The following is a 13,277-nucleotide window of genomic DNA, read 5'->3' as shown; positions in this document are numbered from 1 at the left end:
GTCACAATCCCCTCGTTGCCCGAAGGGCGGCCCTGCGGCGTCTGGTGCGTGCTCTCGGTGTGCCGGGTGGAAGTGCTCGTACTGGGCGTACTCGCGCTTTCGCCCGGTGCGGCGAGAGCGCGTGCCAGGCGTCGCGGGGCAGAGGGGAATGTGACGACAGGCCCTAGGGGGTGCTTGGCGTCTCCAGAAGCCCCCGGGTGGCTACGCCTCCGCCGCGCCCTCCGCGACGGCCTGCTCCACCTCGGACACGCGGGCGCGTTCCTCCGCCGCGAAGCGTTCCGCGTCGAGACGCTCGGCGATCTCCTCGTCCTGGGTCATGAGCAGGTCGAGGTTGGTGTCGCCGAGGTCGAAGACGCCCATGTCGAGGTACGCCTTCTGGAGGCGCTCCCCCCAGAGGCCGATGTCCTTGACGCAGGGGACGATGCGGCTGAAGAGCAGCTTGCGGAAGAGGTGGAGGAACTCGCTCTGCTCGCTGAGCTCCTCGGCCTCCTTGCGGGGGATGCCGAAGTTCTCCAGGACCTCGACGCCGCGCAGCCGGTCGCGCATGAGGTGGCAGCCCTCGATGACGAACTCCTCGCGCTCGCGGAGTTCGGCGTCGGTGAGCTGGCGGTAGTAGTCGCGCAGGGCCATCCGGCCGAAGGCCACGTGCCGGGCCTCGTCCTGCATCACGTACGCGAGGATCTGCTTGGGCAGCGGCTTGTCGGTGGTGTCGCGGATCATGCCGAACGCGGCGAGGGCGAGCCCTTCGATGAGGACCTGCATGCCGAGGTAGGGCATGTCCCAGCGGGAGTCGCGCAGGGTGTCGTCGAGGAGGCCCTGGAGGTGGTCGTTGATCGGGTAGAGCATCCCGATCTTCTCGTGGAGGAAGCGGCCGTAGATCTCGGCGTGCCGGGCCTCGTCCATGGTCTGCGTGGCCGAGTAGAACTTGGCGTCGAGGTCGGGGACGGACTCGACGATCCGGGCGGCGCAGATCATGGCGCCCTGTTCGCCGTGGAGGAACTGGCTGAACTGCCAGGAGGAGTAGTGGCGGCGCAGGTCGCCCTTGTCCTTCTCGGTCATCTTCGCCCAGTGGCGGGTGCCGTAGAGGTTCAGGACCTCGTCGGGGGTGCCGAGCGGATCGTAGGGGTCGACCTCGATGTCCCAGTCGATGCGGGTGGCGCCGTCCCACTGCTTGTCCTTGCCCTTCTGGTAGAGGGCGAGGAGGCGCCGGCGGCCGTCGTCGTAGTCCCAGCTGAACCGGGCGGCCCCGGTGGCGGGCACCTGCCAGACGGGTCCGGCGGGGGCGTTCACGTAGAGGTCGTGCGTCGACACTGACGACTCCTTCCGTCCGTTTGCAGCAGGCTCACACGTTGGTAGACGGATGGTCAACAAGTCGCGCAGAAGGGATTGACGGCCTTGCTGACGGGCAGTCTGATAAGAGGCGACCCCCGGTAACGCGACGGCGAGCACAGCGAGGTGCCCCGAACCATGACCCCTTTCACCGAGCCCGACTTCAGCCTCCTGCGGGACGCCCTGGGGCCGCTGCGCGACCGTGAGCAGGTCGCCGAGCGCCTCCTGGAGTCCTCGCTGAAGCACTCCTTCGACCCCGACACCGAGCTCGACTGGGACTCCCCCTTCGAGGACGGCAAGTGGTTCTGGCCGCCCGAGCTGCTCTCGCTCTACGACACCCCGCTGTGGCACCGGATGTCCGAGGAGCAGCGGATCGCCCTCTCGCGCCACGAGGCGGCCTCGCTCGCCTCCCTCGGCATCTGGTTCGAGATCATCCTCATGCAGCTGCTGGTCCGGCACATCTACGACAAGTCGCCGACCAGCCATCACGTCCGCTACGCGCTGACCGAGATCGCGGACGAGTGCCGCCACTCGATGATGTTCGCCCGGCTGATCACCCGGGGCGGCACCCCCGCGTATCCGGTGCCGCGGGTCTACCACAACCTCGCGCGGCTCCTGAAGACCGTCTCCACCACCCCCGGCTCGTTCGCCGCCACCCTGCTGGGCGAGGAGATCCTCGACTGGATGCAGCGCCTGACCTTCCCGGACGAGCGGGTGCAGACCCTCGTCCGGGGAGTGACCCGGATCCACGTGGTCGAGGAGGCCCGCCACGTGCGGTACGCCCGCGAGGAGCTGCGACGCCAGATGGCGACCGCGCCGCGGTGGGAGCAGGAGTTCACCCGGCTGAGCTGCGGGGAGGCCGCCCGGGTCTTCTCCACCTGCTTCGTCAACCCGGGGGTGTACGACGCCGTCGGCCTGGACCGCCGGGAGGCCGTCGCCCAGGTGCGGGCGAGCGGGCACCGGCGGGAGGTCATGCAGTCCGGTGCGAAGCGGCTGACGGACTTCCTCGACGACATCGGCGTCCTGCGCGGGCCCGGACGCAGGCTCTGGAAGTCCTCCGGACTGCTCGCCTGAGGGGAAGCCTCCGCGACTACGCTGCGGAGCATGACCAGCGCCGCCACTCCCGCGTACCGCAGGCTCACCGTCGAGGAGCGGCGCGGGCAGCTGCTCGACGCCGCCCTGGGGCTCTTCGCCCACCGGACGCCCGAGGAGGTCTCGCTCGACGACGTCGCGGAAGCGGCCGGCGTCTCGCGGCCCCTCGTCTACCGGTACTTCCCCGGGGGCAAGCAGCAGCTGTACGAGGCCGCCCTCCGGTCCTCCGCCGACGCGCTGAACCGCTGCTTCGCCGAACCGCCGGAGGGTCCGCCCACCGAGCGGCTCGGCCGGGTCCTCGACCGGTACCTGGTCTTCGTCGACGAGCACGACGCCGGCTTCAGCGCCCTGCTGCGCGGCGGGAGCGTCGCCGAGACCTCCCGGACCACCGCGATCGTGGACGAGGTGCGGCGGGCCGCGGCCGAGCAGATCCTGCTCCACCTGGGCGCGGCGCGGCCGGGCCCCCGGCTCGCCATGCTGGTGCGGACGTGGATCGCCGCCGTGGAGGCCGCCTCGCTCATCTGGCTCGACGAGGAGAAGCAGCCCCCTGCGCGGGAGCTGCGCGACTGGCTCGTCGACCATCTCGTCGCGCTGCTGGCGGCGACGACGGCGAGCGACGCGGAGACGGCGGAGGTCGTCAGGCGGCTCCTCGCCCAGGAGACCCCCGAGGGTCCCGTGGCGACGCTCGCCCGCAAGGTGATCCCCGTCGTCGGCGAGGCGGCGCACCTGCTGTGAGCCGGTGCGGGGGGCCGCGGGAGAGACTGGAGGGGTGAGAAGCGAGAACACCCCCTTCCGTGGCGGCCCCCTCGACGGGCGGGTGCTGCCGATCCTGGTCGGCCCGACCGGCCACCCGCCGAAGTGGTACGAGGTCCCGGTCCCGGCCCACGACGGACGCCCGCCCACCGTCCACGCCTACCGGCGCGAGCCCGCGGGCTACACGAAGCGGCTCGGACTCCAGCGCGGCTGGGTCTACGAGTACGCTCCCGACGGCCGCGAGCGACGTGAACTGAAGTGGCCCTGGTCGAAGCCGGGCGGCGGCCCCACCCCGCGGGACGCTGAGCCGAACGAGTGAGGACGCCGGGCGCGCCCCGATTCGTACGGTAATCGGATGAAGTGACGCGTCATCATCCCCCTGGAGGTGGTGACGTGTCGCGAAGCCTGCTGCGCACGGTCTGCACGGGGGCGCTCGCCGCGGTGACGGCCCTCGCGGGAGCACTCCCGGCGGCGGGCGCCGCCCCGCCGGACCCGCCCGCCGACCCCCCGGCCCAGGCCCCGATCGCCTTCGCCGACCCGGCGGCGGAACCGGTGGGGCCGGTCGACCCGGACGCCTCGACGGAGCCGACGGGGACGGGGGACCCGGCGGCGGACGCGACGACCGACGCCCCCGATCCGGCCGGCACCCCGGTCGACCCGACCGACCCCCCTGCCGATCCGGCCGGACCGACGCACCCCGTCGGCACCCCGACCAGTCCGACCAGTCCGGCCGCCTCCGGACGCCCCGCGCTCCCCGCACCCTCCGGTGTCGAGGCCACGGACCCCACGGACCCCACGGCCGTCACCGACGACGCCGCCGCGCTTCCGCCGCCCGGCGGCGACTCCGTGGCCGGGCTCCTGACGCGGCTGCGGACGCTGTACGGGCAGGCCGAGGAGGCCACCGAGCGGTACAACGCCGCCGAGGAGTCGCTGAAGGTGCAGACGGCCGACACCGTGAAGGTGACGGCCCGGCTCACGGCCGCCCGGGCAGCCCTGGCGCAGGGGCGCGCCGAGGCCGGCCGGATCGCCAGGGAGCAGTACCAGGGCAGGTCCGAACTCTCGTCGTACGTCCGGCTGCTGTTCTCGCCGGACGCCCAGTCGGCCCTGGACCAGGGGCATCTGATGGCCCGTGCGGCCCGTGGGCGGGCCACGGCCGTGACGCGGCTCGAAGCGGCGGAGCGGCGGGCCGACGCGCTCGCGAGCTCCTCGCGCAAGGCCCTGGACCGCCGGCAGGGCCTCGTCGCCGCGCAGCTCAAGCGGCGCGACGAGGTGACGGCGACGCTGCGCGAGGTGGAGAAGCTGCTCGCCGGGCTCTCGCCCGACCAGCTCGCCCGGATCACCGAGCTGGAACGGGTCCAGACGGCGGGCGCCCAGCGCGAACTGCTCGACTCCGGCGTCCTGGACGACTCCCTGACGCCCACGTCGGCCGGCGCGGAGGCCCTGCGGTTCGCGGTGGGCGAGATCGGCAAGCCGTACGAGTGGGGAGCGGAGGGCCCGGACTCCTACGACTGCTCGGGGCTCACCCAGCAGGCGTGGGCGGCCGCCGGCCGGGAGATCCCCCGCACCAGCCAGGAGCAGTGGGCCACACTGCCCCGTGTCGGTCTGGAGGAACTGCGCCCCGGCGACCTGGTCGTGTACTTCCCGGGCGCCACCCATGTGGCCCTCTACCTCGGCGGGGGCCTGGTGGTGCAGGCACCCCGCCCGGGCGGGAAGGTCAAGGTCTCACCCCTCGCGGCGAACCCCCTCCTGGGCGCCGTCCGCCCCGACCCGACCGGGACGACCCTGGCCGCGTACACGCCTCCGCCCCTTCCGGCGGGAGCGAAGGACGGCGGGGACGAGGGCTACGACCGGAGCTGAGGCAAGAGCCGAGCTGCTCGGGCGAGCGGTCCGCCGGGCCGAGCGGTGCGTCGGCTACTCGAAGAGGGCGACCACGCCGATGATCCAGACGGCGACGAAGATCCCGCCGCCGACCAGGCAGCCCAGCGTGACGATCACGCCGCCCAGGCTCCAACCGCCGGAGTCGGGTGCGACGTACTCGCCCCGGTCGTCGTAGGAGGCCGGATCGTCCCAGTCGACCGGGCGGCCCAGCTCCTCGGCGCGGGCCTCGCGGAGCGACGCGAGCCGCTGCCCGGCGAGCGCGGTGGCCGCCCGCTCCTCGGGGCCGCGCCAGGCAAGGGCCTTCATGCGGCGGGCCGGAGACCGGTACCGCTCCTCGAACGCCTCGGTCTCCTCCGCGCGCCGGTCCTCTTCGAGGTACGTCCACCGCCCCGCCTGCGCCGCATCCCCGTACAGCCGGTACACCTCGCCGAGCCGGCGCCGGAGGGTCAGGTCGTCGGGGAAGGAGGAGACGAGGCCGCGCAGGCGCTGACGTGCCTGGGGCACGCGTCCGGCGGCCAGGTCGGCGTCCACGCGCGCAAGGGTGTTCGACAAGGGCATGTCCCTCATCCTGGGACACCGGCACCCCGCGGATCGACCTCATTTCGGCGAAGTGGCGCCGTCCGCCCGCAGGGCCGCAGGCCGACGACGCCACTTTCCCTGGAAGACCTAGGACTTCGGGGCCGTCGCTCCGACGACGGTGCCGAGCCCCGGGGTGGCTGCCAGCGCCTGGGAGAAGGCGGCCGAGGCGGTGGCCGCGCTCGCCGAGGTCGACGGAGCGGCGGTGGTGGGGGTGGTGGCCGGGGCGGGGACCGGGCGGCCGGACGCGGCGTTCAGGACGCCCTGCAGGGCCGAGTAGACGAAGTCCTCGAGGGGGGCCACGGTGCGGGTGCCGACCCCGGAGCCGGACTCCGTGGAGGGGAGGAGCGGCGCGGCGGCAGCCTGGGTGGCGGCCGCGCCCAGGAGGGCCCCGGCGAGGGCGAGGGAGGCGACGGTACGTCGCAGGGTGGTGTTCACGCCGGTAGGAACGTCCGGACACCTGAGCGGTTACGTTCCCCCACCCGGATGCGGTGCCGTTCGTGTGACGGGTCCCCCGGGCCGGTGAAGGGGCCCGGGGGAGGCTGACCGGCGGGCGTCAGCCGGCGGTGACGGAGGCCAGGTAGGCGTTCGTCTTCTCCGGGTCGAAGAAGAAGTTCTCGAAGTCGGAGGGGTCGTCGAAGCCGTTGGCGAAGCGGTCGGCGACGGGCTGGAGCTGGCCGGCCGCGCCGAGGAGGTTGAGGACGTGCTCCGGTGGCGGGGCCAGCATGGCGTTCGTCCACTTGGTCACGTGCTGGGCCGTCTGCCAGTAGCGGTCGAACGCGCTCTGCATCCACTCCTCGTCGAAGGGCAGGTCGCCCCGCTCGACGATGGCGGCGAGGTACGCGGCGGCGCACTTGGAGGCCGAGTTGGAGCCCTGGCCGGTGATGGGGTCGTTGGCGACGACGACGTCGGCGACACCGAGGACCAGACCGCCTCCGGGGAGCCGGCCGACGGGGTTGCGGACGGTCGGCGCGTACCGGCCGGCGAGGGTGCCGCCCGCGTCGGTCAGCTCGACCTTGGTGGCCCGCGCGTACTCCCAGGGGGTGAAGCGCTCCATGAGCTCCAGCGTCAGCGCCAGGTGCTCGGAGGGGTCCTTCACGCCCTGGAAGGCGTCGAGCGGACCGCCGGGGACGCCCTCCCAGAAGAGGATGTCGGCGCGGCCGCCGGTGGTGAGGGTCGGCATGACGAACAGTTCGCCGACGCCGGGGACCACGTTGCAGCGGACCGCGTCGAAGTCGGGGTGCTCGGGGCGCGGGCCGAGGCCGTGGACGTAACTGACGGCCAGGGCGCGCTGCGGCTCGCTGTACGGCGAACGGGAGGCGTCGCGGCCGAACATGGAGACCAGCTCGCCCTTGCCGGCGGCGACGAGCACCAGGTCGTAGCTGCGGGAGAAGTAGTCGAGGTCGCCGACGGCCACGCCGTGGATGACCAGCTGGCCGCCGCGCTGGACGAAGGTGTCCATCCAGCCGGCCATCTTCACGCGCTGGTCGACGGACTGGGCGAAGCCGTCCAGCCTGCCGACCCAGTCGATCACACGGGACGAGTCGGGGCCGGCGACGGAGACGCCGAGGCCCTCGATGCGGGGGGCCTGGGACTCCCAGAAGTCGAGCCCCAGGTCGCGCTCGTGCTGGAGCGCGGTGTCGAACATGCACTGGGTGGACATGACGCGCCCGGACCGGATCTCGTCGGCGGTCCGGTTCGACATGAGGGTGACCTCGTACCCCTGGGACTGGAGGCCGAGGGCGAGCTGGAGGCCGGACTGTCCGGCGCCGACTATGAGTATCTTCCGCATGGGTGGTGCTCCTGGCGACTGTGAGCGAGGGGAGGGCTATTCGGGGGTGGCTTCGAGCGCGTGCGCGACCATCGCGAGCAGGCTCTCGACGACGCTGTAGCGCTTGCGCGCGTCCATGATCACCACGGGTACGTGCGGAGGGACGGTCAGGGCCTCCCTGACGTCCTCCACCTCGAACACCTCGGTGCCCTCGAAGTGGTTGACGGCCACGATGTACGGAAGTCCACAGCTCTCGAAGTAGTCGAGAGCCGGGAAGCAGTCGGTGAGCCGCCGGGTGTCGGCGAGCACGATCGCCCCGATCGCGCCGCGCACCAGGTCGTCCCACATGAACCAGAAGCGCTGCTGCCCCGGCGTGCCGAAGACGTACAGCACCAGGTCGTTGTCGAGCGTGATCCGGCCGAAGTCCATCGCGACCGTGGTCGTGAGCTTGTCGGGCGTGGCCGTGAGGTCGTCGGTCTCCTCGCTCGCCCGGGTCATCAGCGCCTCGGTCTGGAGCGGGGTGATCTCCGAGACCGCGCGGACGAAGGTGGTCTTGCCCACGCCGAAGCCGCCCGCGACCACGATCTTCGTGGCTATCGGGGCGCGGGTGTGGTCCAGCTGCCAGTCCTGGGCACCGTCCTCGGCGTCCGGGGCGGGGGTGTCCGGATCGGGGGTGTCCGGGGCGAGAGAACCGGTCCCGGGCTGCGCGGGAACGCCCGCGACGGCCGGTGATTCGGAGACGGCGGAGGCGTCAGAGACGACGGAGTCCACTCAGCACCCTTTCGAGGAGCGCGCGGTCGGGCTGGCCGGTGCCGTGACCGGTCCCGTACACACGGATCTTTCCCTGGTCGGCCAGGTCGCTGAGCAGCACCCGGACGACCCCCAACGGCATCTTGAGAAGCGCCGAGATCTCCGCGACCGTCCGCATCCGGCGGCAGATCTCGACGATGGCCCGCATCTCCGGCATGAGACCGCGGGCGGCGGTCCCGCCGTCGGTGAGGACCTTGCGGGCGGCGGGCGCTTCGAGCGCCGCCACGAAGGTCTCGACGAGCAGGATGTGTCCGAAGCGGGTCCGGCCGCCGGTCAGCGAGTAGGGGCGCACGCGCGCGGGGCGCCGGCCCTCTCCCCGTACCGGCAGCTTGTGGAGGTACGAGGCGGACGTCACTGGGGGCTCTCCATCGATTTGCGCAGCTCGCTGCGGACTTCGGGGGTGAGTACGTGCCCGGCGCGGCCCACGAAGAGCGCCATGTGGTACGCCACGACGCTCATGTCGCAGTCGGGCGTGGCGTGCACGCCGAGCAGCGAGCCGTCGCTGATCGACATCACGAAGACGCTGCCGTCCTCCATCGCGACCATCGTCTGCTTGACCCCGCCGCCGTCCATCAGCCGGGCGGCGCCGATGGTGAGGCTGCCGATGCCGGAGACGATCGTGGCCAGGTCCGCGCTGGAGCCGCGGGGCCCGCCGGGGCGGCCCGGCTCACCGGTGACCGTCGTGGCCTGCTGGACAGCCGGGTCGGACGACAGCAGCAGCAGGCCGTCGGAGGAGACGACGGCGACCGAGCGGACGCCGGGCACCTCCTCGACCAGATTGCCCAGCAGCCATTGCAGGTTGCGGGCCTCCGTGCTCAGTCCGAACGTTCCCGTCGCGGTCAACTGCGTGCCTCCTCGCCTGAGTCCCCCGTCATCTCCTCTGTACGTGCAGTCCTTACGGCCTCACTCCGCGCCGTGTCCATCCGCTCCGTGCCCAACTCGGCCTCGACGTCGCGCCGTCCGGCCTTGGCTCCCTGGTGGAAGCCACCGAGCCGCCTTCGCAGGGCCTCGGCGTCCACGCCGCTCTTACGGGTGGTGGCGGTGGCGTCGGGCTGACGCACCACCTGCGGGGTGCGCTTGGGCAGGCCCTTGTCGGTGACCCGCTCCCACTGCGCGGGGCGGGGCCCGGGAACCGCCGGGTCGGCGGCCGGCACGGGGGCGGTGACCGGTCCGGGGACGGAGGGGGCCTGGGGTTCCACGGCGTGGGCGGGCTCGACGTCCTCGGCCACGCGCTCGTGGTCGTCCGGCTCCGGCGGCGGGTCGGGCAGCCGGACCTGGAGCGTGGTCTCGGAGACGGACTCCCCGAGGGGCGCGGGCTCGGCGTCGTACGCCGGCTCGGGCTCGGGGGCGTTCGCGGGCTCGTACCGGACCTCGGGCTCGGGCGCGTACGCGGGCTCCGGCTCGGGGGCGTACGCCGTGGCGGGCTCGGCCTCGGGGGCGTACTCCGGCTCCGGGGCGTACGGCGCCTCCGGCTCGGGGGCGTACTCCTGCTCGGGCGCGGGCTCGGGGGTGCGGGCGGGCGTCCCGCCGGCCGCCTCGGCCGCGAGGACGGCACGCTCGGCGGCCTCGACGAGGGGGTCGCGGGTGCGGGACGGCAGGGTGTTGGAGTTGGCCTCGGCCACCGAACCGGGCAGCTGGATGACGGGCGCGGCGCCCGCGACCCGTACCGGGTGCGAGACGGTGGCCGGCGGGGCGGCGGGGAGCAGCGGGAGCGGGAGCACGACGACGGCGGTCGTGCCGCCCGGCTGCTGCTCGCGGAGCTCGACGCGGACGCCGTGGCGGGCGGCCAGGAGGGCGGTGACCCGCATGCCGAGCCCCTCGCCGTCGAAGGCGTCCGGGTCGGCGTCGGCGAGCCGGGCGTTGAGCTCGGCGAACCGGTGGGCGGTCATGCCGATGCCGGAGTCCTGCACGGAGAGCATCACCTCGCCGCTCTCCAGGAGCCAGCCGGAGAGCTGGACCTCGGCGTCGGGCGGCGAGAAGGAGGTGGCGTTCTCCAGGAGCTCCGCGACGAGGTGGCTCAGGTCGTCCGCGGCGAAGCCGGCGACCTGGGCGTGCGGCGGGAGGGACTGGATGGTCACCCGCTCGTACCGCTCGATCTCGCTGACGGCGGCGCGCAGGACGTCGACCAGCGGAACGGGCCCGGCGTGGCCGTGGACGTGCTCGTGGCCGGCGAGGACCAGCAGGTTCTCGCTGTGGCGGCGCATGACGGTGGCCATGTGGTCGAGCTTGAAGAGGGTGCCGAGGCGGTCCGGGTCCTGCTCGCGCTCCTCCAGCTTCTCGATGACGCCGAGTTGGCGCTCGACGAGCCCGAGGCTGCGCAGCGAGAGGTTGACGAAGGTGTGGTGGACCGTGTTCCGGAGCCGTTCGAGCTCGGCGGTGAGGAGGGCGACGCGGCCCTGGAGCTCGGCGCGCTGGGCGGCGAGCTCGGCGCCGACGGCCTCCTTGGCCTCGGCCAGGTCGGCGCGCTCGTCGGTGAGCCGCTCGGTGTGGGCGGCGAGGCCGGAGAGCTTGCCGTGGAGGCTGTTGAGGGAGCGGACGACCTGGGCGAACTCGTCGTTGCGGCCGGTGAAGCGGACCGGCTCCTCGGTGTGCGGCGCGGGGGCGGCGGCGAGCCTGGCCGCGCCGATGCGCAGGACGGCGAGCGGGCGCGTGAGGGTGCGGGCGACGTAGGTGGAGATGCCGATCGCGACGAGGAGGCAGCCGCCGAGGTAGGCGATGCGCAGTTCGAGGGCGGTGACGTCGTCGTCGCGGAGCGCGGCGAGCCGTTCGACGCGCTCGGCGGAGAGGGCGGACTCGACGCCGCGCATCTGCTCGACGCGGGCGGAGAGGGCGGCGTCCAGGGTGGCCGGGTCGGTCTCGCGCTCGGCCTCGGTGAACCGGGGCTGGTCGGTGAGGCCGGACAGGGCGCGCTCGGCGCTCTTGACGTCGGGTCCGGTGACGGTGGCGGCGAGCGAGTCGCGGGCGGCGGAGCCGGCGGCCTGGTCGAAGTCGCCGAGGGCGGCGAGTTCGCGGACGCGGGCCTGCTGGGCGGCGGCGCTCAGGGCGTCGCGGGCGCGCTCGGCCTCCGCGGCGCCCTCGGGCACGTCCGGGACGTAGGTGCCGGTGTCGGAGTCGTAGTGGACCTCGCCGGTGGGCTTGGGCTGCGGCACGGAGAGGGCGGCGACGAGCAGGCCGCGGGTGGCGGACGCCTGTTCGACGGCGCGGCTCAGCGCGGCCGGGGCGCGGGTGGCCTCGGTGAGCGAGGTGTCGGCGGCGCGGGCCGGGGTCTTGTCGGCGAGCTCGTCGGCGAGGGCCTGGAGTTTGCCGATGACGTCCGAGTACGCCTTGTGGGCCTCCAGGGCGGTGCCCTTGCCGGTGAGGGCGGCACGGCGGATGGAGGGGACCCCGGCGAGGTCGCGGCGGAGCTCGACGCCTGCGGCGGGCCTGATCTCGTCGATCTGGCGGTCGACGCGGGTGGACCGGGCGTCGGTGATCTGGCGTCGGTCCTCGGCGTCACCGGTCTGGGCGTCGCGGCCGGCGGCGATGTAGGCGACGATCTCGTCGCGCTCGTCGGCGAGGGAGTGCGCCAGGGTGACGGCCTGCCGGTCGAGTTCGGCGAGGGTGACCAGGCGCTGGGAGTCGGTCAGCTCGGCGGAGGCGGCGAGGACCGCGGGCGCTCCGGCGGCGAGGACGGTGACGCCGACGAGGGCGACGCCGGCGACGAGGCGGTTGCGGACGCGCTTGGTGCGGCCGGCGGGGGGCTGGGGCTGCGTCTGCGCGGGGGACGCCGGGGTCCCGCCGGGGGTCGGCTCCGCACCGGGGGCCTGGCTCCGCGTGCCGTTGTTGCTCCGAGGCCGCTTCTTCTGCACCGGTGCTCGCATTCTTGACTCGTCCGCCCACAAAGCAGAGGTGACGACCGGTCACATGGAGCGCCCCCACCCCTGGTACGGCTTCCGACCATTCCAGCGCTTCTGGGAAGGGGGCGCGCATCGGCCGCTCCGCCACCCGAACGAGTGAACAACACTCATGAGTTGGCGAACAACTTCCCCGGGCGCCTCCGGCGGGGGCCCGCGGGGCCTCGGTTGGATCTTCCGGGCGGGCTTTGGCAGGATGCCCGCCCGCAGCTCGACGGAGGTGTCCGTTCCGCCTCGCTCGGCCCGGTCACCCGGTTGGTACAGGCCATTTCCGGTCATATGCAGGTCCCGTGAAGGAGTGCGGGAACGCCGGAACGGGGGCGGGCACACTGGACCTCATGCGCAGCGACGTCGCCTCCCTCCCCGGCAGCCCCGAACGCCCCAACGAGGACTGGGCGGCCGCCGCTCTGCCCGCTTCGGGGCGCGGCGGAACCGTCGTGCTGCTCGACGGCGTCACACCCCCCGCCGGAGATGACGGTTGTGTGCACACCGTGCCGTGGTTCACCGCGCGCCTCGGCGGGGCTTTGACCGAACTGTCCGCTTCCCGGCCGGACATGCCCCTGTCCGAGATCCTGTCGCGGGCAATCCGGCGCACCGCGGACGCCCATCGGGACACCTGTGACCTTTCTCACGCACGTACGCCCCAGGCGACGGTGGTCCTCGTGCGCTGGGACGCGGACGTGGTCGAGCATCTCGTGCTGTCCGACTCGGCGCTCCTCCTGGAGGCTCCGGACGGTTCGGTCCGCGCCGTGCTCGACGACCGGCTCGACCGGGTGCCGGACGAGGTCCGGCGCTCCCTGGCGGCCACGGACCGGCTGCGCAACCGCGAGGGCGGCTTCTTCACCGCGGCGGCCGACCCCGCGGTCGCGGCGCGGGCGGTGACCGGCTCGACCCCTCGCACCCGGGTGCGGTCGCTGGCGGCGCTCACGGACGGGGCGTCGCGCTGGGTGGAGCTCTTCGGCGCGGGCGACTGGACGGCCTGCCTCGGCGTCCTGCGCGAGGAGGGGCCGTCCGGCCTGCTGCGCCGGGTGCGGGCCCTGGAGACCGGGGACGCGGCGGCGGGCGGGACGCACCGGTGGAAGACCCACGACGACGCGACGGCGGTCTACGCGGAGCCGGGCGACCACTGAGCGGCGGCCTCCCCGGGGGAGGCCGAGCCGTCGACCCCTCCGCCC

13 protein-coding genes are annotated in these 13,277 nt (G+C 73.5%); 5 read left to right on the top strand and 8 right to left on the bottom strand.

The genetic code is table 11. From position 1 onward, the window contains the following. Positions 1–201 precede the first annotated feature (201 nt). On the bottom strand, positions 202–1,311 hold the full coding sequence (locus AB0424_RS21030) for a ferritin-like domain-containing protein (RefSeq protein ID WP_366307561.1): 1,110 nt from the start codon (positions 1,309–1,311) through the stop codon (positions 202–204). Between the two features lie 156 nt (positions 1,312–1,467). Here AB0424_RS21030 and AB0424_RS21025 point away from each other — a divergent pair, with 156 nt between their 5' ends. From AB0424_RS21025 to AB0424_RS21010, 4 genes are all read left to right on the top strand, one after another. Continuing rightward, positions 1,468–2,403: a diiron oxygenase gene (locus tag AB0424_RS21025; RefSeq protein WP_366307559.1), complete on the top strand. Its 936-nt coding sequence runs from the start codon at positions 1,468–1,470 to the stop codon at positions 2,401–2,403. A 30-nt stretch (positions 2,404–2,433) separates the two neighbouring features. Further along, positions 2,434–3,156 (top strand): TetR/AcrR family transcriptional regulator, encoded by a 723-nt coding sequence (locus tag AB0424_RS21020; protein ID WP_366307557.1) that lies wholly within the window; start codon positions 2,434–2,436, stop codon positions 3,154–3,156. 34 nt (positions 3,157–3,190) lie between these two features. Beyond that, the gene (locus tag AB0424_RS21015; protein ID WP_366307555.1) at positions 3,191–3,493 is read left to right on the top strand and encodes a hypothetical protein; all 303 of its coding nucleotides are present in this window, start codon (positions 3,191–3,193) and stop codon (positions 3,491–3,493) included. A 74-nt stretch (positions 3,494–3,567) separates the two neighbouring features. Continuing rightward, positions 3,568–5,031 (top strand): NlpC/P60 family protein, encoded by a 1,464-nt coding sequence (locus AB0424_RS21010; RefSeq protein ID WP_366307553.1) that lies wholly within the window; start codon positions 3,568–3,570, stop codon positions 5,029–5,031. A 54-nt stretch (positions 5,032–5,085) separates the two neighbouring features. On the opposite strand, the gene AB0424_RS21005 is transcribed toward AB0424_RS21010, so the two are convergent. From AB0424_RS21005 to AB0424_RS20975, 7 genes are all read right to left on the bottom strand, one after another. Continuing rightward, on the bottom strand, positions 5,086–5,610 hold the full coding sequence (locus AB0424_RS21005; RefSeq protein WP_366307551.1) for a DUF6584 family protein: 525 nt from the start codon (positions 5,608–5,610) through the stop codon (positions 5,086–5,088). Between the two features lie 108 nt (positions 5,611–5,718). Further along, positions 5,719–6,066, bottom strand: a complete 348-nt coding sequence (locus tag AB0424_RS21000; RefSeq protein WP_366307549.1) for a hypothetical protein — start codon at positions 6,064–6,066, stop codon at positions 5,719–5,721. Positions 6,067–6,184: 118 nt separating this feature from the next. Continuing rightward, a complete protein-coding gene (locus AB0424_RS20995; RefSeq protein WP_366307547.1) occupies positions 6,185–7,420 on the bottom strand; it encodes a styrene monooxygenase/indole monooxygenase family protein in 1,236 nt (411 codons plus the stop codon). Between the two features lie 36 nt (positions 7,421–7,456). Further along, positions 7,457–8,170, bottom strand: coding sequence for an ATP/GTP-binding protein (locus AB0424_RS20990; protein ID WP_366307545.1), 714 nt, complete (start codon positions 8,168–8,170; stop codon positions 7,457–7,459). Next, entirely contained in the window at positions 8,151–8,564 is a 414-nt protein-coding gene (locus AB0424_RS20985) for a DUF742 domain-containing protein (RefSeq protein WP_366307543.1), read from the bottom strand. Before AB0424_RS20985 ends, AB0424_RS20990 begins: the two co-directional genes overlap by 20 nt. Then, a complete protein-coding gene (locus AB0424_RS20980; RefSeq protein WP_366307541.1) occupies positions 8,561–9,052 on the bottom strand; it encodes a roadblock/LC7 domain-containing protein in 492 nt (163 codons plus the stop codon). Before AB0424_RS20980 ends, AB0424_RS20985 begins: the two co-directional genes overlap by 4 nt. Further along, complete coding sequence (locus AB0424_RS20975; RefSeq protein WP_366307539.1) at positions 9,049–12,069, bottom strand: nitrate- and nitrite sensing domain-containing protein; 3,021 nt, start codon at positions 12,067–12,069, stop codon at positions 9,049–9,051. The genes AB0424_RS20980 and AB0424_RS20975 overlap by 4 nt, the downstream gene beginning before the upstream one ends. 371 nt (positions 12,070–12,440) lie before the next feature. Between AB0424_RS20975 and AB0424_RS20970 the strand changes: the two genes are divergently transcribed. Further along, on the top strand, positions 12,441–13,232 hold the full coding sequence (locus AB0424_RS20970) for a hypothetical protein (protein WP_366307537.1): 792 nt from the start codon (positions 12,441–12,443) through the stop codon (positions 13,230–13,232). Positions 13,233–13,277 lie beyond the last annotated feature (45 nt).

Origin of the sequence: Streptomyces sp. NPDC051180 (assembly GCF_040689545.1) — a bacterium.
In the GTDB taxonomy this organism is placed as follows: Bacteria; Actinomycetota; Actinomycetes; order Streptomycetales; family Streptomycetaceae; genus Streptomyces.
Note: the sequence above shows the minus strand (reverse complement) of the source record. Positions and strands in the feature narration are given on the sequence as shown.

What these genes read in the sequence shown, in the direction of transcription:
- AB0424_RS20970 (WP_366307537.1), top strand. Translation starts at nt 12,441, where the DNA reads ATGCGCAGCGACGTCGCCTCCCTCCCCGGCAGCCCCGAACGCCCCAAC.
- AB0424_RS21020 (WP_366307557.1), top strand. Translation starts at nt 2,434, where the DNA reads ATGACCAGCGCCGCCACTCCCGCGTACCGCAGGCTCACCGTCGAGGAG.
- AB0424_RS20995 (WP_366307547.1), bottom strand. Translation starts at nt 7,420, where the DNA reads ATGCGGAAGATACTCATAGTCGGCGCCGGACAGTCCGGCCTCCAGCTC.
- AB0424_RS21005 (WP_366307551.1), bottom strand. Translation starts at nt 5,610, where the DNA reads ATGCCCTTGTCGAACACCCTTGCGCGCGTGGACGCCGACCTGGCCGCC.
- AB0424_RS20975 (WP_366307539.1), bottom strand. Translation starts at nt 12,069, where the DNA reads ATGCGAGCACCGGTGCAGAAGAAGCGGCCTCGGAGCAACAACGGCACG.
- AB0424_RS21025 (WP_366307559.1), top strand. Translation starts at nt 1,468, where the DNA reads ATGACCCCTTTCACCGAGCCCGACTTCAGCCTCCTGCGGGACGCCCTG.